Origin of the sequence: Micromonospora palythoicola (genome assembly GCF_036689795.1) — a bacterium.
Lineage (GTDB): Bacteria > Actinomycetota > Actinomycetes > Mycobacteriales > Micromonosporaceae > Micromonospora > Micromonospora palythoicola.
In genome coordinates this window covers 44,683-70,666 of sequence record NZ_JBAGKI010000008.1, presented here as the reverse complement: position 1 = coordinate 70,666, position 25,984 = coordinate 44,683, and the positions used below count along the sequence as shown (strand labels likewise).

Here is a 25,984-nt window from a genome sequence, read left to right as displayed (position 1 = left end):
CGGCCCGCCCTCCTGACGGCGGCACGGGACACCCACACGAACGGGCGGGCACCCTCGATGGGTGCCCGCCCGTTCGAGCGTTGCTGGCGGTCAGCCGCCGGGTCGGTCCGGCGGACGCCCGGGGTTGCTGGGCGGGCCGGAGGGCGAGCCGTTGCCCGGACGGTCGTTACCGCCGCCGTTGTTGTTACTGGGCTTACCGGCGCTGACCATGATCGTCACGATGCCGCCCTTGATGGTGCGGCCGCTGGGGCTGGTACCGGCGGCGGTGCCAGCGGGGCAGTCGGAGGTGACCCGGCTGCTGGAGACGATCGGCTCGAAGCCGGCACCGGAGAGACGGGACTTGGCCCGGTCGAGGTCCAGGCATCCGACGCCGGGAATGGTGCGCTGGTCGCCCAACGAGATCTTCTTACCGGGCGGCTCGAAGTCGATCCGCTTCTTGCCCTTCATGGCGTCGCGCAGCGTCTCCCACACCGGCGGGTTGATGCCGTCCGGCTGGTTGTGCTTCATCTTGGCGTTGGTCTGCGGCCAGTCCGGATCCGCCATGATGCCGGCCACCGCGTACTGCTTGGTCATCGCGACCAGGGCGGCGCTCTTCTCGGAGTCGGTGGTGCCGGACTTGCCGGCCACCGGAGCGTTGACGATGTACTTGGTCTGGGCCGCGGTCCGGCTGCCGCCGCACTTGCTGGTGGAGGAGTTGTCGCCGACCGGGCAACGGGCCGCGTCCACCGCGGCCCGGGCCACCTCGGTGCTGATCCGCTTCTCGCAGCGCGGGTTGGCCACGTCCAGCTTGTTGCCGTCCAGGTCCCGGATCTCCTGCACCGGGATCGGCTCGCAGTACTTGCCGTCGGCGGCCAGGGTGGCGTACGCGTTGGCCAGATCCAACGGAGTCACCTGCGAGACGCCCAGGGTGAACGCGCCCCACTGGTGCGCGGCCTCCTTGGTGTTGGCGAACTCCGCGTCCTTGCTCTGCCGGAACTGGATGCCGAGGCGCTTGGCCACGTCCACCACGTTCTCCGCGCCGACCTGCTGCTGCAACGGGACGAAGTACGTGTTGATGGAGGCGGAGAAGGCGCTCCACATGTTCTGCACGCCACCGGCCTTCTTGCCGGAGTTGGTCGGGCAGTAGAGGTTGGTGCCCGGACAGGCGGCGGGGCTGCTGCTGTCGATGATGTATTCGGACTTGAACTGCTGCGGCGCGTTGAAGGTGTAGCTGAGCGGGATGCCCTTCTCCAGGGCGGCCACGATGGTGAAGATCTTGAAAGTTGAGCCGCCCTGGTAGCCGGTGATGCCGTCACCACCGGTCAGCAGTGGGTTGACCGTGTTGGGATAGTTCCCCCGCTTGCCCTTCTCGCGCTGCTTCGGGTCGCTGTGCGGCTTGTTCTTGGGCTTGTCGGGGTTGTCGAGCTTGAAGTTCCGGTTCACCGACAGCGCCCGGACCCGACCGGTGCCGGGCTCGACCACCGCCACCATGGCAGCCTCCTTGGCGGTCACCGGCTTCGCCTTGCGTACCGCCTTGTCGGCGCCATTCTGGGCCTGCTTGTCGAGGGTCGTGATGATGGTGTAGCCGCCGCTCTTGAGCCGCCGCTCCCGGTCGTACGAGGTCGCCCCGAACGTCTCCTGCGACATCCACCAGCGGTAGAAGTAGTCGCAGAAGAAGCCCCAGGCGTTCTTGTTGGTGGCGACGCAGCCGTTCGGCGCCCGCTTGCCCTTGACCACCAGCTTGACGGCCTTGGCCTCGTCGGCCTGCTGCTGGGTGATCGCGCCGGTCTTGACCATGTTGTCGATCACGTAGTTGCGCCGGTCGACCGCGTGCGGGTAGCCGTCCTTGGTGGTCGGATCGAACGAGGTGGGGGCCTTCACCAGGCCGGCCAGCATGGCCGCCTCTTCGATCTTCAGGTCTTTCGGCGGCTTGTTGAAGTAGACCTGGCTGGCGGCGTAGACACCGTACGCGCCGTTGCCGAAGGCGGCGAGGTTGAGGTAGCGCTCCAGGATCTCGTCCTTCGACATCTCCTTGTCGAGCTGGAGCGCGTACCGCATCTCGCGCAGCTTGCGGGCGCTGGTGTCCTCGGTCGCGGCGATCACGTCGGCCGGGTGGGTGGCCGAGTACGCGATGCCCATCCGGACGTACTGCATGGTCAACGTCGAGGCGCCCTGGCGGTCGGCACCGGCCTGGCTGTTGTTGACGAAGGCCCGGGCCACGCCGTTGAGGTCGACCCCGTTGTGGTTGTAGAAGTCGTGGTCCTCGGCGGCGATGATCGCGTTGCGCATGTTCTCCGAGATGTCGGCGAGCTTCACGTCGCGCCGGTTCTCGTCGTACATCGTGGCCAGCGGCGTCTTGCCGTCGGAGGCGAGCAGGTAGCTGATCTGCGGTGCGCGGGCCACGGTGAGTTCCTTCGGCAGCGCGCCGAAGGTCTCCGCACCGGCCTTCGCGGCCAGGCCCGACATCGCCACCGCGGGGAAGGCCGCAGCGGCGACCACCACGCCGGCCAACAGCCCACAGATGAGCAGCGATGCGGCGTTGGTCAGGACGTTGTGGTCACGTTTCCGCATCCAGGTCACCTCGACAGGGTACGCGAACAGGTAACGAGGGGCGCCGGGGCGTCTTTTCCCCATTTCCTGCGCGCGCCGTCCTCGTTGTGCTAGACGCGTGGCACCGGGTGTCCGGTTGCGTGGATTCGAGCCGAGTTTCCTCCGTACGGAGGCGACTCGCAGCGTTTTTGCCGACCTCGGTGGGGTAAGCGGCGGTCCCAGGCCCGAGTGGCCGGGGTTGTCCGGAATGATGGATTTCGCCGACAACGTTGCGTAATCGTGCGACTACAGAGCATGATGTAGGCGGCGACAGTGCCACATGTCGTCTGTGCCGCCTTGGGGTAAGGCGTGCCGGACGACCCGGGGGGATTGCCGGCTGGCCCGCGACGGCGTCGGTAGTACAGCAAGGGGGGACGTGTACAGATGGGCATGATCACTGACTGGCCGTCGTTGGCGGCGTGTCAGAACGGGGACCCGGACGCGTTGTTCGTACAGGGCGCCGAACAGAACGTGGCCAAGCGGATCTGCCGGAGCTGCCCAGTCCGGTACGAGTGCCTGGCCGACGCGCTGGACAACCGGATCGAGTTCGGCGTGTGGGGCGGCATGACCGAACGGGAACGCCGCGCGCTGTTGCGTCGCCATCCCCAGGTCACCAGCTGGCGCAAGATGTTCGAGGCGGCGATGAAGAAGAACGCCAAGGACAAGACCGGCAAGGACAAGATCCTGGCCGCGGCCGGCAACTGACCAACCGGCACCGTCGGCCGGTGGCTTCCCGCCCGACCGACAGCGGGTCAGGGGTGGCCGATCGCCGCCGCGATCGTCCGTAGCCCGTCGACGTCATGCACGTCGGCGGGCTGCGCCGTCACCGACACGGTCGGCACCTCCGGGAACGCGTCGGTGAACCGCGCCGCAACCTGCTGCTCACGGACCGCCTGTTCGACCAGGACGGCATGGGCCCGCAACACCTCGACGGTGCCCTCGTGACCACCGGCCGTGGCCAGCCGGTCGGCGGCGGCGCGGCTCTCCGCCGCGCCCAGCTCGGCCACCGTCGGCTGGTGCACCCGGTTGAGTACCAGGCCGGCGAGCGGCATCCGCTCCGCGCGCAACCGACCGGCGAAGTAGGCGGCCTCCCGGACCGCGTCCGGCTCCGGCGCCGCGACCAGCAGGAAGGCCGTCTCTCGCGCCTGCAGGATGCGGTACGTCTGCTCGCTGCGCTGCCGGAACCCACCGAACATCGAGTCGAGCGCGGCGACGAAGCCGGACAGGTCGGTCAGCAGCTGGGTGCCGATCACCTTCTGCACCACTCGGGAGAACATCCCGAAGGAGGCGGTGACCAGGCTGAACATGCTGCGACCACCGGTTCGGGCCGGCGCGAGCAGCAGCCGTAGCATCCGCCCGTCGAGGAACCGCGACAGCCGGGCCGGTGCGTCGAGGAAGTCCAGCGCCGAGCGCGACGGGGGAGTGTCCACCACGATCAGATCCCACTCGCCCCGGGCGTGCAACTGGCCGAGCTTCTCCATCGCCATGTATTCCTGGGTCCCGGCGAAGGTGGAGCTCATGGCCTGGTAGAACGGGTTGGCGAAGATCTCCGCCGCCTTCGCCGGGTCGGTGTGCGCCAGCACCACGTCGTCGAAGGTGCGCTTCATGTCCAGCATCATGGCGTGCAGTTCGCCGCCGCTGTCCTCGACGTCGATCCCCTTGACCTGCCGCGGGGTGTTGTCCAGCTCGGTCAGGCCGAGGGACTGGGCCAGGCGCCGCGCCGGGTCGATGGTGAGCACCACCGTGCGGCGGCCGTGCTGCTCGGCGGCGCGCAGCGCCAGCGCGGCGGCCGTGGTCGTCTTGCCCACCCCGCCCGCACCGCAGCACACCACGATCCGGACTCCCGGGTCAGCCAGGATCCGGTCGACGTCCAGCGGCGGCGCGGCGTTGTCGGAAGACACCAATCGAGCGTATCGGGCTGACCGGCTCCGCGCGCCAGGCCGAGGGAGGTGTGAGTCAATCACCGGGCACGAGCGCGGCGGCGAGCACCGCCAGGCCGGCCCGGTCCACCCCGTCGGGCAGCAGCGGCAGTTCGACCATGGGCGGGCCCAACTCCACCAGGTCGGTGCGGAGCGAATCCTCCAGTTCCCGGCGGATCATGAGGTCCCGCGCCTCGTCGTGCAGACCGGTGACGATCCGCTCGCCGGCCGGCAGCCCCGCCGCGCGCAGGCCCCGTGCCAATTCCGCCTCGGTGACCACCTGCGCGGTCGGCAGCGGTGCCCGGGTCCCGTTGACGATCACTCGCCCTACGGGAAAACCGAGCGAAGTCAGCTCGGCGATCGCGTCGACGGTCTCCTGTACCGGCATCTCCTCGAGCAGGGTCACCACGTGCACGGCGGTCATCGGTGAGCGCAGCAGCGCGGACACTCCCTCGCTCTGCGTCTTGATCGGTCCCACCTTGGCCAGCCGGGCGGTTTCGGCGGTGACGTTCAGGAAACGCCCGATCCGGCCGGTGGGTGGCGCGTCCAGCACCACCGCGTCGTACACCCGCCGTTTGTCGACGGTGCGGGTGGTGGCCTCCTTGACCTTGCCGGTGAGCAGCACGTCGCGCAGACCGGGGGCGATGGTGGTGGCGAAGTCGATCGCCCCGAACTTGCGCAGCGCCCGGCCGGCCGCGCCGAGCTTGTAGAACATGTCGAGATATTCGAGCAGCGCCTCCTCGGCGTCGACCGCGAGCGCCGACACCTCGCCACCGCCGGTGGCGTCGGCCAGGTGGCGTTCGGCGTACGGCAGCGGCTCGGTGCCGAAGAGCTGGGCGATGCCCTGCCGCCCCTCCACCTCCACCAGCAGGGTGCGCCGACCACCGGCGGCCAACCCCAGGGCGAGCGCGGCGGCCACGCTGGTCTTGCCCGTGCCGCCCTTGCCGGTCACCACGTGCAGGCGGGCGGGCCAGTCGAGGCCGGCCCGGTCGTTCGGTCGCTGCGCTGCTCCCACCCGTCGAGCCTATCCATCCGGCGTGCTCAGGCGACCTCGCAGACCCACCAGCCGGTCTTACGGAGCACCGTGAAGCGCAGGTCCTGATCCGCGATCTTCTCGTCGGCGGTGGTCACGGTCACCGTGGTGGTGACGGTTGCCCGGTCGCCGGTCTCGTTGTCCACCGTCGGGGTGTCCCAGCGGAACTGCGGGTTCTGGTAGGTCGCGACGTACTCCTCGACCTCGGCCACCTTCGCCCGGATCTTGTCCTGGTCGCGCGCGGCGGTGCAGACCAGATCCGCCGCCTTGGCGGCGTCCCGGTCCTGGTAGACGGCGGTCAGGAAGTCGTCGACGGCGACCGACGGATCCGGCGCCCCCTCGCCAGACTCGGTGTTGCGCAGGGTGAGGAAGGCGGCCACGCCGCCGCCGGCGCAGAGCAGCAGCACCACCACCAGCGTGAGCGAGGCCAGCAGCGGGCCCCGCTTGCGTGGCGGTCCGGCCGGCGCGTGCTGCGGCCGGTACCCGCCCTCCGCCGGCCCGGGCGGCACATCGTGGCCGGTGGCCGGCGGCGGGGACTCGGGCGGTGAAGCGGCCGGCGGGAGGTCGGTGGGGCCGGTCGGGCCGCCGGCGGGTGGCTGGGTCATCGGTCCCCCCGGGTGCGGCGCAGCACCGCGTACCGGCGGTGTGCGTGGGATCGGGTGGCCGGGCCGGGCGCCCGTCCAGACGGGAAGGGTAGCGGTCCGCGGTGCCGCTGCGGGGAGCCCGGTGTGTCCGGTACCCGGTTCGCGATCAACTTTCCGCTGGTCGGGTGTCGCAAATGTGACCGAAGGCGACCGGGCGCGCGCGTCCTGTTGATGGGACCGGGGTGGCGGTCCTACGGTCGCTCCGGCACGCCCCGGTCCGGGCCGGGCGAATTAGTTCCGGACCGGTGAGCGGCACCGTGACCAGGTACGACGCCCGGAGGCAGTGCATGCGCGACACGGACAACACCCCCCGAGCCCAGTTCCCCGCCGGGCCGCGCCGGGGCAGCCGGACCGCTGGCGGAGACATCTCCGGCCGGCTGCCGGTCAACGAGCGGTCGTACCGCCGCCCCGTCGACCCGGTCGCCAGTGCCGAGCCGGCCGGTGGACGGGAGGAGGACGGTCCCGGATACGTCATCCATCTGCCCATCCGGGTGACCGACCTGGCCGCCGCCACCGCGTTGGCCGGCCGGTTGGCCACGTCGCTGAACTTTCTGCTCGAACTCGACGCCGGGGAGACCGAGGTGTCGACCGCCGACGACCAGAACAACCGGCACCGGGTCTTCTGCGACCTGCTGCTGCCGGATCGCACCCGCTGCCCCCAGCCGTACGACCATGCCGGGCCCTGCGGCGAACTGCCGAGCGCGCCCGAGCAACGGACCGCCCCCGAGCAGTGGCCCGACGCCGAGCAGCGTCCCGCGCCCCGACCGGCCGGTGGACCGTAGGCTGTGTCCCGAAGTGTCCGTGCCACCGAGGGAGCCCTCCACCGATGCAGAAGTGGGAATACGCCACCGTCCCGCTGCTGGTCCACGCGACCAAGCAGATCCTCGACAACTGGGGTGAGGACGGCTGGGAACTCGTCTCCGTCGTCCCCGGGCCGAACCCGGAGCAACTGGTCGCCTACCTGAAGCGCCCGAAGGCATGAGTGTCGTGGCCAACGGACCACACGCCAGGCTGGCGGAGCTCGGACTGGAACTGCCGGAGGTGGTGCCGCCGGTGGCGAGCTACCTGCCGGCGGTCCAGTCCGGGCAGCACGTGTACGTCTCCGGGCAACTGCCGATGGCCGAGGGCAAGCTCCTGGCCACCGGCAAGGTGGGTGCCGGCGTCTCCGCCGAGCAGGCCAAGCAGTTGGCCCAGCGCTGCGCCCTCAACGCTCTCGCCGCGATCGACTCGCTCGTCGGTCTGGAGAACGTGGTCAAGGTCGTGAAGCTGACCGGCTTCGTCGCCAGCGCCTCCGGCTTCACCGGTCAGCCCGGTGTCATCAACGGCGCCTCGGACCTCTTCGGCACCGTCTTCGGTGAGGCCGGCCGCCACGCCCGCTCAGCCGTCGGCGTAGCGGAACTCCCCCTGGACGCCCCGGTCGAGGTCGAGGTCATCGTCGAGGTCTCCTGACCCTCCGCGATCTTGCAGTTTCCGTCCGGACGAAGGCCCCTAACGAGGACGAATCGGGGACCGGAACTGCAAGATCGCGGAGGTACGCCCGCGGAGTCGTACGATCGCAGCCATGGGAGGGCATGTGACGGGGGCGGTGACCGCCCTCGCCAGCGAACTGCCGGACTGGGTGACACTGCTGCGGGCACCGAATCCGGGGCCGATGACGCTCGACGGCACCAACACCTGGGTGCTGCGGGCCCGGCCCGGCGAACCGGCCGTGGTGGTCGACCCGGGGCCGGCGGACGAGGCGCACCTCGCGGCGATCGTCGCGCAGGGGCCGGTCGGGCTGGTGCTGATCACCCACGGCCATCCGGACCACACCGAGGGCTCGGCGCGCCTGCACGGGATGCTCGGTGGGGCGCACGTCCGCGCCGCCGACCCGGCGCACACCATCGGCGGTGCGCCGCTGACCGGCCCGGGACAGGCCCTGGCCGGCTTCGGCCTGGACATCCGCCTGCTCGCCACCCCCGGGCACACCGCCGACTCGGTCTGCTTCCTGGCCGAGCGGGACGGCCAGCGGCTGATCCTCACCGGTGACACGATCCTCGGCCGGGGCACCACCGTCGTGGCGCACCCCGACGGGCACCTCGGCGACTACCTGACAAGTCTGGAACTGCTCTCGACGTACCGGGGAATGCCGGCGTTGCCGGGGCACGGGCCGGCGCTGGCCGACTGCGGTGCCGCCGCCGACTTCTACCTCGCCCACCGCCGTGGCCGCCTCGACCAGGTCCGGGCGGCGCTGGACACCGGCGCGCGTACCGCGGCCGAGGTGGTCGCCGTGGTCTACGCCGACGTGGACCGGTCGCTGTGGTGGGCGGCGGAATGGTCGGTACGCGCCCAACTCGAATACCTCGGCCGGGAATCCGACGGCGGCGACGCGAGGTTGGATCCAGCGTGACCTGCCCGGTGTGCGGAACCGTCGCCGTGCCCGGCGCCCGGTTCTGCCACAACTGCGGCGCCGCGCTGCCGGCCGCCGCCACCCTGCCGGCCGCCGAGCGCCGCGTGGTGACCGTGCTCTTCGGCGACCTGTCCGACTTCACCTCCTGGTCGGAGGACCTCGACCCGGAACGCGTCGGCGCGGTCACCGACCGGGTGCTGGCCGCGCTGGCCGGGGCGGTCAAGACCTTCGGCGGGCACGTCGACAAGCTGACCGGTGACGGGATCATGGCGGTTTTCGGCGCGCCGGTGGCGCACGAGGACGACGCCGAGCGGGCCGTCCGGGCCGCCCTGTCCATGCAGCGGGCGGTGCGCCGGGTGCTCGACGACGAGCGGGGCGGCGGGGCACCGCTGGGACTGCGGGTCGGACTCAACACGGGCGACGTGATCGCCGGCATCCAGGCCGCCATCGAGTACACCGTCATCGGCGACACGGTGAACACCGCCGCCCGGCTGGCCGACGCCGCCGCCGTCGGCGCGGTCTACGCCGGTGGCCGCACCGCCGCGGCGACCCGGCATGTCGCGAGCTGGCGGGCGCTGCGGCCGCTGCGGCTCAAGGGCAAGCGCGAGCCGGTCGAGGCGTACGAGCTGCTCGGCCTGCTGGACGCGCCCGGCACCCGCTCCGGTCTCGGCGACGAGGCGCCGTTCGTGGGCCGGGAGACCGAGATCGGCCGGGTCGCCGGCCGGCTCGCCGAGGTGATCGACCGTACCGAGCCCCGGGTGTTGCTGATGACGGCCGAGGCGGGCATCGGCAAGTCCCGGTTCGCCGCCGAGGTGGAGCGCCTCGCCGCCGGCTACGACGTCGGCGCCGGCCGGTACGCCGCGCACACCGGTGCCCGGGTCCTCTCGGTGCGCTGTGCGGCGTTCGGCGAGCGTCGAAGGCTGGCACCCCTCGCCGACCTGGTACGCGCCGCGACCGGGTTGCCCAACGACGCCGCGACCGCGGTCACCCGGGCGGCCGTGGAGGAACGGCTGCGTCGGCTCGGACAACGGCTCAGCCGTACCCGGACCGAGCCGGCCCCGATCGCCACCGACCAGCTGCTGGCCCTGCTCGGGTACGCGGAACTGCCCGCCGGTGGCCCCACCGACCAGGGTGAGTGGAGCAGCGCGCAGCCGCCGGCCGACGCCGACGCGGTGCCCAACGCGGTGGCGGACCTGCTCAGCGCGCTCGCCGAGGAGGCGCCGCTGGTGGTGATCGTGGACGACCTGCACGACGCCACCGCGGAGACCATCGGCGCATTGGAGATCACGCTGTCCCGGCTCGCCGGGCCGGTGCTGGTGCTGCTGCTCGGTCGACCCGAACTGGTCCGTACCGCCGGTACGCTGGCCCGGGTCTCCGATGCCGAGGTGCAGCCCCTGCCTCCGCTGCGTGGTGCCGACGCGGCCCGGCTGCTGACCAGTTACCTCGGTGGTGGACGGTTGCCTCAGGCCGACGCCGACCGGCTGCTCGCCACCGCCCAGGGCAATCCCTTCTACCTGGCGGAACTGGTCACCCTGCTGATGGAGCGGGGCGCGCTCACCGCCGGGGCACGCAACACCTGGCGGCTGGCGCCCGGCTCACTGGGTAGTCGCCTGCTCTCCCGGGACCTCGCGGCGGTGCTCGCCGCCCGGATCGACGCCCTGCCGGCCGAGGCCCGCTCGGTGCTACGGGACGCCGCGGTGGTCGGCGACACCGTGCCCGACGGTGCGCTGGAGGCGCTGCGGGAGCAGCGCACCGGTCGGGACGGCCGCCCGGCCGCCGTCGTCGCCGTCGAGTTGGAACGGGCCGTTGAGGAGCTGCTGCAACGGCGGATGCTGCACCGCACCCGCAGTGGGTACGCCTTCGCCACCCCACTGATGCGGGAGGCCGCGTACTCCGGGATCAGCAAGGCGGAGCTGGCGGAACGGCACGCCGCGCTAGCGCGCTGGGCGGCTCCGGCGACCGGCACCGCCGGCCCGGGCGGCACCGGGGCCGGACCTGGCGGTTTCCCGGAGGGGGCGCGGGACGACTTCGTGGCCGAGCACGTCGAGCGGGCCACCGCGCTCGCCGACGCGGTCACGCTACGCCCGGACGCCCCGGCCCGGGCGGTCGCGCCGCTGGGCGTGGCGGCGCTGGGCCGGGCCACCCGACGGGCGTTGCACGCGGGGGAGCCGGCACTCGCCGTCGAGTACGCCGAACGCGCCGCCGAGCTGGCTCGAGACGGAATACCCGCGGTCGACCGGGTGGCACATGCCCGGGCCCTGCTCCAGGTCGGCCGGGCGGCCGACGCCCTGGCCTCCGCCGAGAAGATCGCCGCGAACGCGGGAGATCCGGCGACGCGGGCCAGCGCCCTGCTGCTCGCCGGGCAGGCCCAGCAGGTGATGGGCGACCTACGGCGGGCCGAGTCCTGTTGGCGGGAGGCGCTCCAGGTGGCCGCCGACGCCGCCCTGCCCACCCTGCGCGCCTCGGCGATGCGCCGGCTGGGCATGACCGACTTCCTGGTGGGCCGGCTGGGCCAGGCCAGCAGCCGCCTGGCGGCGGCGTACCAGGTGAGTCTGGCCGCGGGTGACCGTCGCGGACAGGCCTGGTCGTTGCAGAACTTGGCCTGGGTGACCACCACCCGTGGCGACTTCGCCGGCACGGATGCGGTGCTCGGCCGGGCCGCCCGGCTCTTCGCCGAGCTGAAGGACCCGTACGGACGGGCGTGGCTGCGCGGCACCACCGCCTTCGCCCGGCTGCTCGCCGGTCGGCTGCGGGAGGCGCGCCGGCTGGCCCGGGTCTTCCTGCCGTTCGGTGAACGGGTCGGTGAGGCGTGGGCGGTGGGCACCCTCCGGGCCGTCGACGCGTACGCCAACGCCGAGCTGGGGGAGCTGGTCGACGCCGACCGGGAGGCCCGGCGGGCGTACCGGGACTTCGCCGCCGCGTCGGACGACTGGGGTCAGGGCTTCGCGCTCGTCGTCCGGGGGGTGGTCGCCCGCGGGCTGGGCGAGCCGGAGCACGCGGCGGACCTGCTCACCGACGCGCTCGCCTACGGCCACCGGACGGCGCATCCGCTGCTGACCGGGATGGCCGGCACGCTGCGTGGCTTCGTCTCGCTGGAGATGGGTGACGTGGCCGCCGCCGAGCGGGACGCCCGCGCGGTGCTCACCACAGTGGAACCACACAATCCGCAGGCACCGGCACAGGTCGCCCCCCGGGTGCTGCTGGCCACCGCGCGGTTGGCCGCCGGCGACTCCGCCACCGCGGTCGGCCTGCTCGCCCCGGTCGCGACGATGGCGGCCACCACCCCGTCCCTGCTCTTCTCCCGCCGGCAGTCGATGGCGCGTTACGCCTCGGCCCTGCTCGCCCACGGCCAGCGCGAGCAGGCGTTGGACTGGGCCCGTCGGGCGGTGCGGGTGCAGGCCGAGGACGTCCGCAGCCAGGTGATCGCGGCGAGCGTACTGGCCGAGGCACTTGCCGCGTGCGGGCGGCCGGCGGAGGCCAAGGCCAGCGCCGAGGACGCGCTCCGGCTGGCGTACGCCACCGAGCAGCGCAGTGAGCGGGCCGCCGCGGAGGCGCTGCTGAACCGGCTGCGTACGCCCGGCTGACCGGCTCGTGCCCGTGCTGTGGGCGCGGTGTCGAGGAACCGGGTCGGGCCTCGGTCCGATTCGTCCGGTCGGTCGGTGGCCGGTGCGGATCTGCCGGTTTCGGGGATGTGGCCGGTCGGGGCCGGCGGCTAGCGTGGCGGGTGCACGCGACCGTCGATGTCGTCGGTCGTGTCGTCGAGGGGGGCGAAGATGAGGCTGCCGCGTTCGGTCGCCGGATGGACGATCGCGGTGTTCGGCGTGCTGGCGCTGGTGATGGGGACGGTCGGCCTGCTCTGGCCGGAAGCGCTGCTGCGGATGCTCGGCTTCGAGATTCCACCGAGCCGCGCACCGGGCGACTACACGGGTGTCTTCGTGACCGCCTCCTCGATGGCGTCGTTCAACATGGGGGTCTACTACCTGCTCGCCACGGCCACCGAGTGGCGTGCCTTCTACCGCTTCACGGTGGTGTTCCGGCTGGTCACGTTCACGGTCTTCACCCTCGCGGTGCTGGCCGACATCGCGCCGGGGCGGTTCTTCGGGGTGGCGGCCTGGGAGGGCCTGGGTGCGTTGGCGACCGCCGGCGGCCTCTGGTGGGACGCACGCCGGTCCACCGCCACGGGTACGACCGGTGGCCGGCGGATCATCGATCCGACGGGCGGGAGCGGATCGACTCGCGACGAGGCGGAGCGCGACGACGACCGGCGCGGTGCCGGAACATCGGCTGTGGGGCCGGCCACCGATGCGGTTCAGTGAGCGGCCGGCAGAGTTCGGTATTTTCGAAGTTGTGACCGACACCCCGCCCGGCGCCCTGCCGACGCCCATCGTGCCTGGTCTGACTGATTTGCAGGTGTTTGCCCGAGGTGGTTACGCCACCGTCTACCGGGCGACGCAGATCTCGGTGGGTCGCGAGGTCGCCGTGAAGGTGGAGAACCGGACGCTGGCCAGCGACCGGGACCAGGCCCGCTTTCTGCGCGAGGCGCGAGCGGCCGGTCGGATGTCGTCCCACCCGCACGTGGTCGACCTGTTCGACGTCGGGGTCACCATCGACCAGCACCCGTACCTGATCATGGAACTCTGCGACGGGTCGTACGCCGAGCGGATGCGCAACTCGCCGCTGGACGCCGTCGAGGCCCGCGATCTCGGTATCAAGATCGCGGATGCCATCGCCCACTCGCACGCCGCCGGCGTGCTGCACCGCGACGTCAAGCCGGCGAACATCCTCCACTCGCATTTCAACCCGGCGGTGCTTGCCGACTTCGGCCTCGCCGTGGTCGCCGAGATGCGGGACGCCTCCGTGGCGCTGGAGGTGCTCACGCCGGCGTACGCGCCGCCGGAGATGTTCAGCCACAGTCCACCGTCGCCGGCCGTCGACGTGTACGCGCTCTGCGCCACCCTCTACGCGGTCATGTACGGTCGGCCGCCGCGCTGGCAGAGCGAGCGCAACCCGAGCCTGGTCACCGTGCTGGAGATGTTCCACCAGCCGATCCCCGGCCTGCCCGGCGTCCCGAAGGCCCTGATCGACGTGCTGCGGGCCGGCATGGCCAACGATCCCGCGGACCGGCCCTCCGCGGCGGAACTGCGCGACATGCTCACCAACCTCACATTGGACGGCTCGGGCGCGGCGGACGGCGGGGTGGCCCCCCGGGTGGCACCGATCGGCGGTACTGCCACCGGTGGATCCGCCCCCGGCCGCCCCGCCCCGCCGGCCGAGGGCGGATCCACCGAGCGCAACCGGCGCCGACGCTGGTTCCTGGGGGCTGCGGGGGTGCTCGCCCTCGCCGCCTCGGCGGGCGTCGGCGCCTGGGCGGCCGGTGGCGGACCGTCGCCGCAGCCCAGCATCCCGGCCCGTCCGGCGGCAACCGGGATGCTCCGCCCAGGTTGCGCCACCCACCCCGAGGCGCTTCCCGCCGGCGCCCAGTGCGCGACGGAGTTGGAGTGTTTCGGGCCGGTGCAGGTGCGTGCCCAGCGGGCCGAGGCCAGCCGGACGCCCTGCGACGCCCGGCACACCTGGGAGAGCTACGCCCAGGGGCGGTTGCCGGCCGCGTTGGTCGACGCCGGCCACGACGAGATCGTCGCCGACCCCCGAGTGCGGCAGGTCTGCAACGAGAAGACGTTCCGCCTGGTCAGTGGGCTGCGCCAGGCGGCTGGTTGGAATCTTGAGGTGCTGCCGCCAGCGGACGCGGACACCGATCTCACCTACCGGTGCCTGGCTGGGCGGGGCCTGAACGGGCTGGCTTCGCCCACGCTCACCAGCAGCTGACCGGTTCCTGACACCGGGCAGGGTCAGCGTGCCCGTCGGTCGCGTCGATGCCGGTCCCGCATCGCGCGGACCGCCTCCCGATCGCCCAGGGTCTCCAGTGTGTCGGCATCGATGCCGGGCGGCTCGATCCCCGGCCCCACGGACGGCTGCCCGCGCTCGAGTCGAGCATCGGCGTCACGCTGGCGGGCAGCGGTGACGGCCACTCCCGCGACGGTGGCGAGCAGCACACAGAGCAGCGCGCCCGCCACCCCGAGCAGATCCTGCCGACGCCCTACCACCAGCATCGCGAGCAGCCAGAACGCCGCCAGGGCCGCGACCACCGCCACGGTCCGTGCGTCGGATCCTGGGAACCGTCTCACCCGTCCAGAATGTCGGAGATTGCCGATCTGTCAACAGCAGCCAGCTTCACCACGCGGAACAGCTGACAAACAACAGCTTGCCGGATGGGCGGTGAGCTGCGACAGTGCCGGGCGAGTCGGTAATGCGCCCTGCTGGCGACGACACTCGTCACCGGACGACCGACTGCCCGGTCGCCCGGTGCCGTTACCGGGGCCCCGCCGCGCCAGGGGCCACGGGCGTGTGGGCGCCGCCGGCCCGTCAGCGGGCACCGAGCCGTCGGGTGCCGGGCAGGTGGGTGATGCCCCAGGTGGCGATGCTGTCCAGCACCGGCGCGAGGGCCCGGCCGCGCTCGGTCAGGTGGTACTCGTACCGCCGGGGACGCTCGCTGTAGGGGCGGCGTACGACGATTCCGCACTCCTCCAGCCGACGTAGTCGGTCCGCGAGCGTGTTGGTCGGCATCGCCTCGGCCGAGGCCGCCAGGTCGGCGAATCTGAGCTCGCCACGGAACAGCAGGTCACGCACGATGAGCAGGGACCATCGGTCGCCGACGAGGTCCAGCGTGCCGGCGATCGCGCAGTCCGAGCGGGGGGCCGGGTTCCGGGTCGATGGCATTCGCACCTCCGAGTCGCTTGCGATTTACAAGTTACCTCCCTAGGGTCACTTGCAAAACACAAGTGACTTGGAGGAGTCCGTGACCGTACCCGCGCGTACCCGGTCTTCCTGGGTGTCGAGTCCACCCGCGATCGTCGCCGTGGGCTGGTTCTGCGCCGCGCTCGCGGCGAGCGCCCTGGGTGCCTTCCGCACCCAACCGGGCGACCCGCCGGTTGCTCTGGCCCTCGCCGCCGGGGTCCCGCCGCTGACGGTGCTCGTCCTCGCCATGCGCTCGTCACGGTTTCGCGCCTGGGCCCGCAGCCTCGATCTACGGTTCCTCACCCTGTTGCAGACCTGGCGGGTCGCGGGACTGGCGTTCCTGGCGCTCGCCGCCGTCGACGCGCTGCCGGCCGGCTTCGCCCTGCCGGCCGGTCTCGGCGACGTGGCCATCGGGCTGACCGCACCACTGGTGGCGGCCTTCGTGGTCGACCGCGCCAACCGGGTCTTCGTCGCCTGGACGGCCCTGGGCATCGCCGACCTCGTTCTCGCCGTCACCCTCGGGGTCCTCTACTCGGCGAGTCCAGCCGGTCTGCTGCGCACCGATCTCGACACCGGGCTCATGTCCACCCTGCCGATGAGCCTCGTCCCCGCCTTCGGCGTCCCCATCACCCTGGTCGCCCACCTGCTGTCGCTGATCCGGCTCTCCGGGCGCTGAGCACACGCCGGGACCGACCGCCGGATGGTGGTGCCTCGACACGTGCGGCTACTTTCAGTGCCACACGAGACACCGAACCGTAGCGAGGTTGCCAATGGGTGTAAGCCTCTCCAGCTCCCGGTGGCGCTCGGTGGCCGCCACGGCGGCGGTCGCGCTGACCCTGCTGCTCGGTGCGGCGGCCGGCTGCGACAGTCGGAAGGAGCCGGACCTGCCGTCCGTGCAGGAGAAGCTCCGCGAGTCGCACATCTGGGGCCAGCCGGTCCTACGGATCGGGGTGGCCGACGACGAACCGCTGATGGGTGAGATCCGCGACGGCGACCACGTCGGTTTCGACGTCGAGATCGCCCGGTACATCGCCGCCTCCCTCGGCTACGAGGGAGAGCACCGGCTGGAGTTCGTGGCGGTGTCCACGGAGGACCGGATCCCGGCCCTGCAGGGCGGGGTGGTGGACCTGGTGGTCTCCAGCTTCTCGATCACGGAGGAACGCAAGAAGCTCGTCAGCTTCGCCGGGCCGTACTTCGTGACCACTCAGGAGGTGCTGGTGCCGACCCGGCACAAGGACACCATCCGCACCATCGAGGACCTGCGGAACCCGAAGTACCGGATCTGCACCAGCGGCGGTTCCACCACCGAGGCGGAGTTGGAGAAGAACCAGGTCCGCACGCTTGTGGTGAAGGACGTCTGGGACTGCGTCAAGGGCATCCGGGCCGGCAAGTACGACGCGGTCAGCTCCGACGAGACGATCCTCGCCGGTTTCCTGGCCCGGTACCCGACCGAGTTCGAGATCGTCGACATGCCGTTCGGCACCAGCGAACTACTCGGCGTCGGCGTGCCGATCGGCGATCCGGCGCTGCGCGACCTGGTCGCCTACTTTCTCGACAAGAGCTACCAGCAGGGACGCAGCGGAGAGGCCAGCCCGTGGCTGACCGCGTACAACCGCACGTTGGGGCCGTGGCTGCGGGGCGAGAAGCGGCAGCCGCAACCACTCGACGTACCGAGGCTCGTGGACTTCGACGACAAGGCACCGCAACGATGAGTGCGGCACCGGCCACCACCGCCGACGAGCCGGGCACCGACGGTCCATCGCCGCCCGTGCTGCGGCCAGCCGCGCCGCCATCGGTGCTGCCGATCCCGGTGGGGCGGACCGAACCCGACCCCGGCGCGCTGCGGACGGAGGCGGCTGGCGGCTGGGATCAGGTGGAGCGGCGGGCCCGCGCCAGCCAGTCGTTCTGGACGGCGGTGGTCGGCGTACCGGCGATCTTCTCGGTGCTGCGGCTCGGCATCGAGGCCGGCGGGGAGTTGCAGACCACCTTGCTGCTGGTGGCCAACGTGGGCCCGGTCAACCTGCTCGCCGGCTTCCTCACCACGGCGGCCCGCCTGCTCTCCACCGTGCTGGTCGCGGTGTTCGCGCTCGGCGGGGTGCTCGCCGCCAGCGGTCATCCGCTGACCCGCCCGCCGCTGTTCGCCCGGTGGACGCAGATCACCCCGAGCTGGTTCGTCGCGGCGAGCTTCCTGATGGCGCTGGTGACCTGGCCGCTGCTGTACCTTCCGCTGCTGCTGCCCACCTTCGCGGCGGCCTTCCAGCTCCGGCCGGAACGTCTGCACGAGCGCCCCGCCGTCCGCACCCTGATCGTCGTCGCGGCGTACGCCGGCTACCTCTGGCTGCTGGTGCCGACGCTGCGCGACGCCTGGCGGCAGGGCGAACTGCTGCCGATCGTGCTCCTCGTCGGACCACCGCTGCTGGCCCTCTTCGTCGCCGGACCGCTGCCCAGCGTGGTCATTCGGCCGCTCGCCCCGGTGACCCAACTCGCCGTGCTGGTGGTGCTGGTCTGGGCGGCGCTGCCGGTGATCAGTACCCCGGTGCTGCCGCTGACGGTGACCACGGTCGGCGAAGCGGGCGCGACCTCTGTCGACGCCACCGAGGAGATCCGTGGACACGTGGTCACCACCGACGACGTCAACATGGTGATCCTGCAGGAACGCGGCGGAGTGCGGTACGTACCGGTCGACCAGGTACGCGGACAGGTGCTCTGCCCCTCGGAGGAGGAACTGCCCCGGTACCGGCTGCGCATCCACGACTTCCACGTCGAGGACTCGCTGCTGGAAGGACTCGGCCGTCGGGTACGCCCGGTCCACCGGGTGGACGCCGCCTGCCGCTGAGCCGGGGGCGGCAGTGCATCCGATCGGGTGCAGGGGCGAGTCAGTAGGACTTGTCCTGGCCGAGAACGTGTTGGGCGACGAAGTTGAGGATCATCTCCCGGCTGACCGGGGCGATCCGGCCCGCCCGTACCGCGCCGAGCAGGGTGGCCACGCCGTACTCGGTGGTCATGCCGGCGCCGCCGAGCGCCTGCACGGCCGTGTCGACGGCGAGTGCGGCGGCGTCGCCGGCCGCGTACTTCGCCATGTTGGCGGAGACGGCCGCCTCCAGGTCGCGGCCGGCGTCGTAGAGTGCCGCCGCCTTCTGGATCATCAGCCGGGCCAGCTCCACCTGCACCGCCGCGTGCGCGAGGGGATGGGCCACTCCCTGGTGGGAGCCGATCGTCCGGCCGCCCCACACCTTCCGGGTCGCGGTGTACTCCGAGGCGCGTTCGATGGCGTACCGGCCGGTGCCGGCGCCCATCGCGGCGACCGTGATCCGCTCCGGGTTGAGACCGGCGAAGAGCGCCGGGAGCCCGGCGTCGAGCGACCCGCCGACCAGCGCGTCGCCGGGCAACCGCACCTCGTCCAGGTAGAGCAGGAACTGGTTCTCCGGCGACACGATCTCCATGTCCAGCTTGGACCGGGTCAGCCCGGCCGCGTCGGTCGGCACGATGAACAGCGCCGGCTTCAACTTCCCTGTCGAGGAATCCTCGGTCCGGGCCACCACCAGGACAAACTGGGCCTCGTCGACGCCGGAGATGTAGCACTTGCGGCCGGACAGCACCCAGTCGTCACCCTCGCGGCGGGCCACCGTGGCGAGGCGGTGGAAGTTCGAACCGGCCTCCGGCTCGGTGATCGCAAAGACGATCTTCTGAGAGCCGTCGGCCAGCCCGGGCAGGTGGCGTTTGCGCTGCTCCTCGGTGCCGTGTCGGTTGATGACGGTGGCCGCGATGGCGGGGGAGACCACGAGCAGCAGTAGCGGGCAACCGGCGGCGGCCAGCTCCTCGCAGACGATGGCCAGCTCGGTGATGCCGCCGCCCCCGCCGCCGTACTCGGTGGGGATGTTGACGCCGAGGTAGCCGAGTCGGCCGGCCTCCTGCCACAGCTCGGTGGTGTGCTCGCCGGCCTTCGCCTTGTCCACGAAGTACCGGTGGCCGTACCGCCGGCCCAACGCCCGCACGGCGTCGCGGAGTTGGTCCTGCTCGGAGGTGAGGTCGAAGTTCATGACGGTGACTCCTCATCGGGGGTGACCACGGCCAGCACGGCGGCCGTGTCGACCTGACCGCCGGCCGGCACCGGAAGCTCGGCGACCAGACCGTCGGTGGGGGCGAGCACGGGATGTTCCAGCTTCATCGCCTCCAGGGTCAGCAGCAGGTCACCGGCGGCCACCCGCTGACCGACCTGGACGTGCACCCGGGCCACCGTGCCGGGCAGCGGCGCGAGCAGCGACCCGGCGGCCAGCTCCGCGGTGGGCAGCGGGAAACGGGGCAGCTCCGTCAGGCTCGTCGCCCCGTCCGGTCCGGCCACGAAGACCTGCGACCCCACCCGGTGTACGCGGTAGGCCCGCCGCACCCCGTCGACATCGAGCACGACCCGCTCCGGGCACGCCTCGACCAGCGCGACGGCCGGCGTCGCCGGCCCGGTGCCGCCCTCCGGGGTCGCGGTGCCGGCGGATTCGGCGGGGGACACCGACCACTCGGCGAGGCCGCCCGAGCGGTCCAGCCGGTAGTGGATCTCGATTGCCTCGCCGTCCGGGCCGGCGAACCGGATGACCTGCGGGAAGGCGGGCACATTGCGCCAGCCCGACGGCAGGCCGGCCAGCACCGGGGCGGTAGCCCGGCGAGCGGCGGCCGACGCCAGCGCGGCTGCCAGTGCGACCAGGGGCACCTCGGCGGCGGGCAGGATCGGCTCGAAGACCTCGGGGTGCCGGTCCAGGAAGCCGGTGTCGACGTCGACGGCGGCGAACTCCGGGCTGCGCAGGACGCGGACCAGCAAGTCCCGGTTGGTGACCACACCGTGCAGTTCGGCGCGGGCCAGCGCACCGGCCAGGGCCCGGGCCGCCTCCGCGCGGGTGGGTGCCCACGTGATCACCTTGGCGAGCATCGAGTCGTAGTGGACGCTCACCGCCGACCCGTCGACCACGCCGGAGTCCAGGCGTAGGCCGGGGGTGGCCAGCGGCCCGAACTCGGCCGCCACGCCGGGTAGCGCGAACCGGTGCAGGGTGCCGGTCGCCGGTCGGTACCCGTGCGCGGGGTCCTCGGCGCAGAGTCGCACCTCGATCGCGTGTCCGGTGGCCGGTGGCGTCGCGGCCAGCGGCAGCGGTGCGCCCTCGGCGACCAGTAGTTGCAGCCGCACCAGGTCCAGCCCGGTGGTCAGCTCGGTGACCGGGTGCTCCACCTGGAGGCGGGTGTTCATCTCCAGGAAGTGGATCTCCCCGTCGGGCGCGAGCAGGAACTCGACCGTGCCGGCCCCGACATAGTCGACCGCCCGCCCGGCGGCCACCGCCGCCTCGTGCAGCCGCTCCCGCACCTCGTCGGTCAGGACGCCGGGCGCCTCCTCGACGATTTTCTGGTGGCGGCGCTGGATCGAGCAGTCCCGCGCGCCCAGCGCCACCACCGTCCCGAGGCTGTCGCCGAAGATCTGCACCTCGACGTGCCGGCCCCGTTCGACGTACCGCTCGATGAAGACCGTGTCGTCGCCGAACGCCGCGGCCGCCTCGCGGCGCGCGCCGGCCACGGCCTCGGTGAGCCCGGCGGCGTCGCGGACCACCCGCATGCCGCGCCCGCCGCCCCCGGCGGACGCCTTCACCAGCACCGGGAAGTCCGTCACCTGCCCCGGGTCGGTCCAGGTGGGCAGCATCGGTACGCCGGCCTCGGCGAGCAGCGCCTTGGCGGCCAGCTTGTCGCCCATCGCGGCGATCGCCTTCGCGGGCGGGCCGACCCAGGTCAGGCCCGCGTCGGCGACCGCCGTGGCGAACTCGGCGTTCTCGGCGAGGAAGCCGTAGCCGGGATGGACGGCGTCCGCACCGCACCGGTGGGCCGCGTCCAGGATGAGATCGATGCGCAGGTACGTCTCGGCGGGCGCGTTGCCGGGCAGCCGGACGGCCTGGTCGGCCTCGGCGACGAAAGGCGCGTCGGCGTCCGCGTCGGAGTGCACGGCGACCGTCCCGATCCCGAGCGCCCGGCAGGTGGCGAAGACCCGACGGGCGATCTCCCCCCGGTTCGCGACCAGCAGCTTCCGAATCACCTGCTGTATCTCCTTTCGTTCGCGACTGCGGGACTCCGCTTCGCTGCGTTCCTCGCGCTCACATCCGGAAGATGCCGAAGCCGTCGGCGCCCTGTACCGGTCCGCTGTGGACGGCCGAGAGACACAGGCCGAGGACGGTACGGGTGTCCCGCGGGTCGATCACCCCGTCGTCGTAGAGCCGACCGGAGAGGAACAGTGCGCCGGACTGGGACTCGATCTGCTGCTCGACCATCATCCGCATCGCCGCGTCGGAGTCCTCGTCGAACTCGCGGCCCCGCGCGGCGGCGGCCTGCCGGGCCACGATGGACAGCACCCCGGCCAACTGCGCCGGCCCCATCACCGCCGACCTGGCGTTCGGCCAGGTGAACAGGAACCTCGGCTCGTACGCTCGGCCACACATGCCGTAGTTGCCCGCGCCGTACGAGGCGCCCAGGTTCACCGTCAGGTGCGGCACCGTCGAGTTCGACACCGCATTGATCATCAGGGCGCCGTGCTTGATGATGCCGCGTTGTTCGTACTCGGTGCCGACCATGTAGCCGGTGGTGTTCTGCAGGAAGATCAGCGGAGTGTCGGCGGCGTTGGCGAGCTGGATGAACTGCGTCGCCTTCTGCGCCTCCTCGCTGAACAGCACACCCCGGGCGTTGGCCAGCACGCCGACCGGGTACCCGTGCAGTTCGCCCCAGCCGGTGACCAGCGCGGTGCCGTAGGCCGGCTTGAACTCGTCGAACTCGCTGCCGTCGAGCACCCGGGCGAGCACCTCGCGCGGATCGAACGGCACCTTGAGGTCGGCGCTGGCGATGCCCAGCAACTCCTCCGGGTCGTACTTCGGTGGTCGCGGCACCGGGTTGCGCGGCGCCGGACCCCGCTTGCGCCAGTTGAGCCGGCGTACGCACTGTCGGGCCAACCGGATGCCGTCGCGCTCGTCGGCGGCGAGGAAGTCGGCCAGACCGGATTTCGTCGCGTGCATGGCCGCGCCGCCCAACGACTCGTCGTCGGCGTCCTCACCGGTGGCCATCTTCACCAGCGGCGGCCCGGCCAGGTAGACCTGCGAACGGTCCCGGATCATGATCGTGTAGTCGGACATGCCGGGCACGTACGCGCCGCCGGCGGTGGCGTTGCCGAAGACCACGCTGACCGTGGGGATCTTCTCGGCCGAGAGCCGGGTCAGGTCGCGGAACACCCGGCCACCCGGAATGAAGATCTCCGCCTGGGTGGGCAGGTCCGCACCCGCCGACTCGACCAGGTTCACCATCGGCAGCCGGTTGGCCAGGGCGATCTCGCCGGCCCGCCGGGTCTTCGCCAACGACCACGGGTTCACCGCGCCACCGCGTACCGTCGGATCGTTCGCGACGACCAGACACTCCACGCCCTCGACCACACCGATCCCGGTAACCACGCTGGCCCCGACCGGAAAGTCGGTGCCGTACGCGGCGACCGGCGACAGTTCGAGGAACGGGCTGTCCTGGTCCAGCAGCAGTTCGATGCGCTCGCGGGGGAGCAGCTTGCCGCGCTGGTGGTGCCGGGCCACGTACTTCTCGCCGCCGCCGGCCCGGGCGGTGTCGAGCGCGGCGTCCAGCTCGGCGAGGCTGTCCAGCAGCGCGTCCCGGTTCGCGCGGAAGATCGACGAGGACGGGTCGATCGCGGTGTCGAGTGTGCTCAAAGGCCCATTCCCTTCGCGATGATCTCGTTCATGATCTCGGTGGTGCCGCCGCCGATGCCGAGGATCCGGGCGTCGCGGTAGTGCCGCTCCACCTCGGCGTCGCGCAGATAGCCGAAACCGCCGTGCAGTTGCAGGGCCTGGTCGACGACCCGGTCGGCGGCCGAGACCGCCACGTTCTTCGCCATCGCCACCTCGGTCACCACCGGCTCGCCCGCGGCCACCCGGGCGGCCACCTGGTGCACGTACGCCCGCGCCGCCTCGGCCCGGGTGTGCATCTCGGCCAGCCGGTGCCGGACCAGCTGCCGGCTCGCCAGTGGCCGGCCGAAGGTCGACCGGTCGCGACACCAGCTGACCGCCAGTTCGACGCAGCGCTGCGCGATGGCGTACGCGTGGGTGGCCAGGGAGAGGCGTTCCGCCGCGAACTGCTGCATGATCGCCAGAAAGCCGGTGTCCTCCTCGCCGATCCGGTTCGCCACCGGCACGCGTACGTCGACGAAGGAGAGTTCGGCTGTGTCCGAGCAGTGCCAGCCGAGCTTGTCCAACCGTCGTCCCACGGTGAAGCCGGGGGTGCCCTTGTCGATGACCAGCAGGCTCAGCTCCCCGCCGCCCGGCACGCCGGTGCGGACCGCGGTGGTCACGAAGTCCGCCCGGACTCCGCTGGTGATGTAGGTCTTCGCGCCGTTGACCACGTAATGGTCGCCGTCGAGGCGGGCGTGGGTGCGGATGCCCGCGACGTCCGAGCCGCCGTCGGGCTCGGTGATGGCCAGCGCGCCGATCATCGAACCGGCGAGCGTCGGCCGGACGTACCGGTCGATCAGGTCGTGCTCCCGGCCGGTCGGGTCGACGCTTCCGGGGGCGTCGCCGGACCGTCTGGGAAGTTTGCCGCCCGAGCCGGCCCCGGCCGCGGCGACCATGTGCGGCAGCGCGATGCCGTGCGTGAACAGGGCGGCGACAAGCCCCGACGAGCCACCCGAGCGGATGATCTCCTCGGTGACGATGATCGAGTCGAGCAGGTCACCGCCGCTGCCGCCGACCGCCTCGGGAAAGCCGATGCCGAGCAGGCCGATCTTGGCGGCGGTCGCGTGCAACTGGCGGGGCACCTCGCCGGCCCGCTCCCAGTCGGCCAGGTGCGGCAACACCTCCCGGGTCACGAAGGCGCGGGTCAGCTCCCGCAGCTGCCGCCGCTCGGGAGTGTCCACGATCGTCACGACCGCACCTCCCGGCCGACCGGTGCGTCGCCGACCGCCGGTTCGACCGGTAGGTCGACGATCCGCGAGCGGAGCAGCTCGCCGAGGGCCTTGGCCTGTGGGTCGAACCGGGTGGAGGCGGCCACCCCGGCGCCGAGCAGTCCCCGGATCACGAAGTTGACGGCGCGCAGGTTCGGCAGTTCGTACCGTTCGACGGTCAACGGAGCGGTCTCCGGCAGCAGCTCCGCCAGCCGCGTCACGGTGAGCCAGCCACGCAGCCAGGCCCAGGTCGAGTCGGTACGCGCCCAGACCCCCAGGTTCGCGTCGCCGCCCTTGTCACCCGACCGCGCTCCGACCACCTCACCGAGCGGGGCGCGCCGGGTGGGACCGGTCGCCGCCGGTCCGGCCACCTCGGCCGCCGGCTCGCCGACGACCGTCCCGGTCACCGGCGGCGGGTCGATCGGCATCCGGGTGCCGTCGGGGAGCACGGCGACGTGGTCGACGGCCGCCTGCGGTACGGCGTCGGCGGTGAACACGCCGTACGGGGTGGCGTCGCCGGGCAGGGTGGTCAGGGTGCAGCCCGGGTAGGAGGCCAGGGCCAGCTCGACCGCCGCCGCGGAGAACGCCCGTCCGGCCCGCGTCCGGTCACCGTCGCGCAGGTGCACGTGCAGCAGCGCGCTGGCCGTCTCGGTGTCGGCGGCATCCGGGTGGTCGGTACGGGCCAGGTCGAACTCCAACCCGTCCGGGCCGACCGCCCCGGTCAACTGCTCCCGGACCAGATCCGCCTTGGCCGGGATGTCCAGCCCGCAGAGCACGAACGTCATGGAGTTGCGGAAACCACCGAGGTTGTTGACGCCCACCTTGAGCGTGTCCGGTGGCGGGGTGCCCCGGGCGCCGCTGACGAGCACCCGGTCCGGACCGTCCTGGCTCAGCCGGACCGAGTCGAGCCGGGTGACCACGTCCGGGCCCAGGTACGCCGGCCCGCCCACCTCGTACAACAACTGCGCGGTGACGGTCTCGACGGTGACCGCGCCGCCGGTGCCGGGATGCTTCGTGATCACCGCCGAGCCGTCCGCGCGCAGCTCGGCGACCGGAAATCCGGGTCGCCGTCCGCCGTCGGGCAACTCGTTGAAGAAGCTGAAGTTGCCGCCGGTGACCTGCGCCCCGCATTCGATCAGGTGCCCGGCGACGGTGGCGCCGGCCAGCGCGTCGAGGTCGCCGCGTCCCCAGCCGAACCGGCTGATGGCCGGGCCGACGACCAGCGAGGCGTCGGTGACCCGGCCGGTCACCACCACGTCCGCCCCGGCGTCGAGGCAGGCCGCGATGCCGAACGCACCGAGGTAGGCGTTCGCGGTCAGCGCGTCCGGCCGGGCCAGGGCGTCGCCCTCGACGTACCCGATCCGGACGGGCAACCCGAGCCGGTCGGCAAGGGTGCGGATCGCGGCGGCCAACCCGGCCGGGTTGAGTCCACCGGCGTTCGTGACAAGCGTGACCCGCCGGTCGAGCGCGGTGCCGAGACAGCCCTCCAGTTGCCGGAGGAAGGTCTTCGCGTAGCCCAGATCGGGGTCCCGCATCCGGTCCCGGCCCAGGATGAGCATGGTCAACTCGGCCAGGTAGTCACCGGTCAACACGTCCAACCCGCCGCCGTCGAGCATCTCCCGCCAGGCGGAGAACCGGTCACCGTAGAAACCGGAGGCGTTGCCGACCCGCAGCACGCCGCTCATCGGCGGC

21 protein-coding genes and 1 pseudogene are annotated in these 25,984 nt (G+C 72.1%); 11 read left to right on the top strand and 11 right to left on the bottom strand.

Annotated features, from left to right (window positions below):
• Positions 1-90: 90 nt before the first annotated feature.
• Positions 91-2,550: a penicillin-binding protein gene (locus V5O40_RS05795; RefSeq protein WP_332904489.1), complete on the bottom strand. Its 2,460-nt coding sequence runs from the start codon at positions 2,548-2,550 to the stop codon at positions 91-93.
• Between the two features lie 402 nt (positions 2,551-2,952).
• On the opposite strand from V5O40_RS05795, the gene V5O40_RS05790 reads away from it, so the two are divergent.
• Positions 2,953-3,273 carry a WhiB family transcriptional regulator gene (locus V5O40_RS05790; RefSeq protein WP_269738602.1) on the top strand — a complete coding sequence of 107 codons (321 nt, stop codon included), beginning with the start codon at positions 2,953-2,955 and terminating at the stop codon, positions 3,271-3,273.
• A 47-nt stretch (positions 3,274-3,320) separates the two neighbouring features.
• On the opposite strand, the gene V5O40_RS05785 is transcribed toward V5O40_RS05790, so the two are convergent.
• The 3 genes from V5O40_RS05785 to V5O40_RS05775 are packed head-to-tail and all read right to left on the bottom strand — an operon-like array spanning position 3,321 to position 6,125.
• Positions 3,321-4,472 (bottom strand): ArsA family ATPase, encoded by a 1,152-nt coding sequence (locus V5O40_RS05785; RefSeq protein ID WP_332904488.1) that lies wholly within the window; start codon positions 4,470-4,472, stop codon positions 3,321-3,323.
• A gap of 52 nt (positions 4,473-4,524) precedes the next feature.
• A complete protein-coding gene (locus V5O40_RS05780) occupies positions 4,525-5,502 on the bottom strand; it encodes an ArsA-related P-loop ATPase (RefSeq protein ID WP_332904487.1) in 978 nt (325 codons plus the stop codon).
• 26 nt (positions 5,503-5,528) lie between these two features.
• The gene (locus V5O40_RS05775; RefSeq protein ID WP_332904486.1) at positions 5,529-6,125 is read right to left on the bottom strand and encodes an Rv0361 family membrane protein; all 597 of its coding nucleotides are present in this window, start codon (positions 6,123-6,125) and stop codon (positions 5,529-5,531) included.
• A gap of 326 nt (positions 6,126-6,451) precedes the next feature.
• Between V5O40_RS05775 and V5O40_RS05770 the strand changes: the two genes are divergently transcribed.
• From V5O40_RS05770 to V5O40_RS05740, 7 genes and pseudogenes are all read left to right on the top strand, one after another.
• Entirely contained in the window at positions 6,452-6,946 is a 495-nt protein-coding gene (locus V5O40_RS05770; protein ID WP_332904485.1) for a hypothetical protein, read from the top strand.
• Positions 6,947-6,990: 44 nt separating this feature from the next.
• A complete protein-coding gene (locus V5O40_RS05765) occupies positions 6,991-7,146 on the top strand; it encodes a DUF4177 domain-containing protein (protein WP_013736319.1) in 156 nt (51 codons plus the stop codon).
• Complete coding sequence (locus V5O40_RS05760) at positions 7,143-7,613, top strand: RidA family protein (RefSeq protein ID WP_363917844.1); 471 nt, start codon at positions 7,143-7,145, stop codon at positions 7,611-7,613. Before V5O40_RS05765 ends, V5O40_RS05760 begins: the two co-directional genes overlap by 4 nt.
• A 112-nt stretch (positions 7,614-7,725) precedes the next feature.
• Positions 7,726-8,553, top strand: coding sequence for an MBL fold metallo-hydrolase (locus V5O40_RS05755; protein ID WP_332904483.1), 828 nt, complete (start codon positions 7,726-7,728; stop codon positions 8,551-8,553).
• Positions 8,550-12,137, top strand: a complete 3,588-nt coding sequence (locus tag V5O40_RS05750) for an adenylate/guanylate cyclase domain-containing protein (RefSeq protein ID WP_332904482.1) — start codon at positions 8,550-8,552, stop codon at positions 12,135-12,137. The genes V5O40_RS05755 and V5O40_RS05750 overlap by 4 nt, the downstream gene beginning before the upstream one ends.
• Before the next feature lie 189 nt (positions 12,138-12,326).
• Positions 12,327-12,720, top strand: a pseudogene (locus V5O40_RS05745) (hypothetical protein); the annotation flags it as partial.
• A 180-nt stretch (positions 12,721-12,900) separates the two neighbouring features.
• Entirely contained in the window at positions 12,901-14,376 is a 1,476-nt protein-coding gene (locus V5O40_RS05740; RefSeq protein ID WP_332904480.1) for a serine/threonine-protein kinase, read from the top strand.
• 23 nt (positions 14,377-14,399) lie between these two features.
• On the opposite strand, the gene V5O40_RS05735 is transcribed toward V5O40_RS05740, so the two are convergent.
• Positions 14,400-14,735, bottom strand: coding sequence for a hypothetical protein (locus V5O40_RS05735; RefSeq protein WP_332904479.1), 336 nt, complete (start codon positions 14,733-14,735; stop codon positions 14,400-14,402).
• A 238-nt stretch (positions 14,736-14,973) separates the two neighbouring features.
• Positions 14,974-15,327: a winged helix-turn-helix transcriptional regulator gene (locus tag V5O40_RS05730; RefSeq protein WP_332904478.1), complete on the bottom strand. Its 354-nt coding sequence runs from the start codon at positions 15,325-15,327 to the stop codon at positions 14,974-14,976.
• 79 nt (positions 15,328-15,406) lie between these two features.
• Here V5O40_RS05730 and V5O40_RS05725 point away from each other — a divergent pair, with 79 nt between their 5' ends.
• The 3 genes from V5O40_RS05725 (at position 15,407) to V5O40_RS05715 (ending at position 18,181) form a co-directional block, all read left to right on the top strand.
• Positions 15,407-16,021: a hypothetical protein gene (locus V5O40_RS05725; RefSeq protein ID WP_332904477.1), complete on the top strand. Its 615-nt coding sequence runs from the start codon at positions 15,407-15,409 to the stop codon at positions 16,019-16,021.
• Positions 16,022-16,115: 94 nt separating this feature from the next.
• Positions 16,116-17,057: a transporter substrate-binding domain-containing protein gene (locus V5O40_RS05720; protein ID WP_332904476.1), complete on the top strand. Its 942-nt coding sequence runs from the start codon at positions 16,116-16,118 to the stop codon at positions 17,055-17,057.
• Positions 17,054-18,181, top strand: a complete 1,128-nt coding sequence (locus V5O40_RS05715) for a hypothetical protein (protein ID WP_332904475.1) — start codon at positions 17,054-17,056, stop codon at positions 18,179-18,181. Before V5O40_RS05720 ends, V5O40_RS05715 begins: the two co-directional genes overlap by 4 nt.
• Positions 18,182-18,221: 40 nt before the next feature.
• Here V5O40_RS05715 and V5O40_RS05710 read toward each other — a convergent pair whose 3' ends face one another.
• Genes V5O40_RS05710 through V5O40_RS05690 form a run of 5 tightly spaced genes read right to left on the bottom strand, consistent with a single transcriptional unit; the run spans position 18,222 to position 25,977 of the window.
• Positions 18,222-19,385: an acyl-CoA dehydrogenase family protein gene (locus tag V5O40_RS05710; RefSeq protein ID WP_332904474.1), complete on the bottom strand. Its 1,164-nt coding sequence runs from the start codon at positions 19,383-19,385 to the stop codon at positions 18,222-18,224.
• A complete protein-coding gene (locus V5O40_RS05705) occupies positions 19,382-21,406 on the bottom strand; it encodes an ATP-binding protein (protein ID WP_332904473.1) in 2,025 nt (674 codons plus the stop codon). Before V5O40_RS05705 ends, V5O40_RS05710 begins: the two co-directional genes overlap by 4 nt.
• Before the next feature lie 58 nt (positions 21,407-21,464).
• Positions 21,465-23,066 carry an acyl-CoA carboxylase subunit beta gene (locus V5O40_RS05700; protein WP_332904472.1) on the bottom strand — a complete coding sequence of 534 codons (1,602 nt, stop codon included), beginning with the start codon at positions 23,064-23,066 and terminating at the stop codon, positions 21,465-21,467.
• Positions 23,063-24,274, bottom strand: a complete 1,212-nt coding sequence (locus tag V5O40_RS05695; protein ID WP_332904471.1) for an acyl-CoA dehydrogenase family protein — start codon at positions 24,272-24,274, stop codon at positions 23,063-23,065. Before V5O40_RS05695 ends, V5O40_RS05700 begins: the two co-directional genes overlap by 4 nt.
• Positions 24,271-25,977 carry an acyclic terpene utilization AtuA family protein gene (locus V5O40_RS05690; RefSeq protein ID WP_332904470.1) on the bottom strand — a complete coding sequence of 569 codons (1,707 nt, stop codon included), beginning with the start codon at positions 25,975-25,977 and terminating at the stop codon, positions 24,271-24,273. The genes V5O40_RS05695 and V5O40_RS05690 overlap by 4 nt, the downstream gene beginning before the upstream one ends.
• Positions 25,978-25,984 lie beyond the last annotated feature (7 nt).

What these genes read in the sequence shown, in the direction of transcription:
- V5O40_RS05770 (WP_332904485.1), top strand. Translation starts at nt 6,452, where the DNA reads ATGCGCGACACGGACAACACCCCCCGAGCCCAGTTCCCCGCCGGGCCG.
- V5O40_RS05720 (WP_332904476.1), top strand. Translation starts at nt 16,116, where the DNA reads ATGGGTGTAAGCCTCTCCAGCTCCCGGTGGCGCTCGGTGGCCGCCACG.
- V5O40_RS05790 (WP_269738602.1), top strand. Translation starts at nt 2,953, where the DNA reads ATGGGCATGATCACTGACTGGCCGTCGTTGGCGGCGTGTCAGAACGGG.
- V5O40_RS05795 (WP_332904489.1), bottom strand. Translation starts at nt 2,550, where the DNA reads ATGCGGAAACGTGACCACAACGTCCTGACCAACGCCGCATCGCTGCTC.
- V5O40_RS05755 (WP_332904483.1), top strand. Translation starts at nt 7,726, where the DNA reads ATGGGAGGGCATGTGACGGGGGCGGTGACCGCCCTCGCCAGCGAACTG.
- V5O40_RS05710 (WP_332904474.1), bottom strand. Translation starts at nt 19,385, where the DNA reads ATGAACTTCGACCTCACCTCCGAGCAGGACCAACTCCGCGACGCCGTG.
- V5O40_RS05765 (WP_013736319.1), top strand. Translation starts at nt 6,991, where the DNA reads ATGCAGAAGTGGGAATACGCCACCGTCCCGCTGCTGGTCCACGCGACC.
- V5O40_RS05775 (WP_332904486.1), bottom strand. Translation starts at nt 6,125, where the DNA reads ATGACCCAGCCACCCGCCGGCGGCCCGACCGGCCCCACCGACCTCCCG.
- V5O40_RS05760 (WP_363917844.1), top strand. Translation starts at nt 7,143, where the DNA reads ATGAGTGTCGTGGCCAACGGACCACACGCCAGGCTGGCGGAGCTCGGA.
- V5O40_RS05715 (WP_332904475.1), top strand. Translation starts at nt 17,054, where the DNA reads ATGAGTGCGGCACCGGCCACCACCGCCGACGAGCCGGGCACCGACGGT.
- V5O40_RS05690 (WP_332904470.1), bottom strand. Translation starts at nt 25,977, where the DNA reads ATGAGCGGCGTGCTGCGGGTCGGCAACGCCTCCGGTTTCTACGGTGAC.
- V5O40_RS05730 (WP_332904478.1), bottom strand. Translation starts at nt 15,327, where the DNA reads ATGCCATCGACCCGGAACCCGGCCCCCCGCTCGGACTGCGCGATCGCC.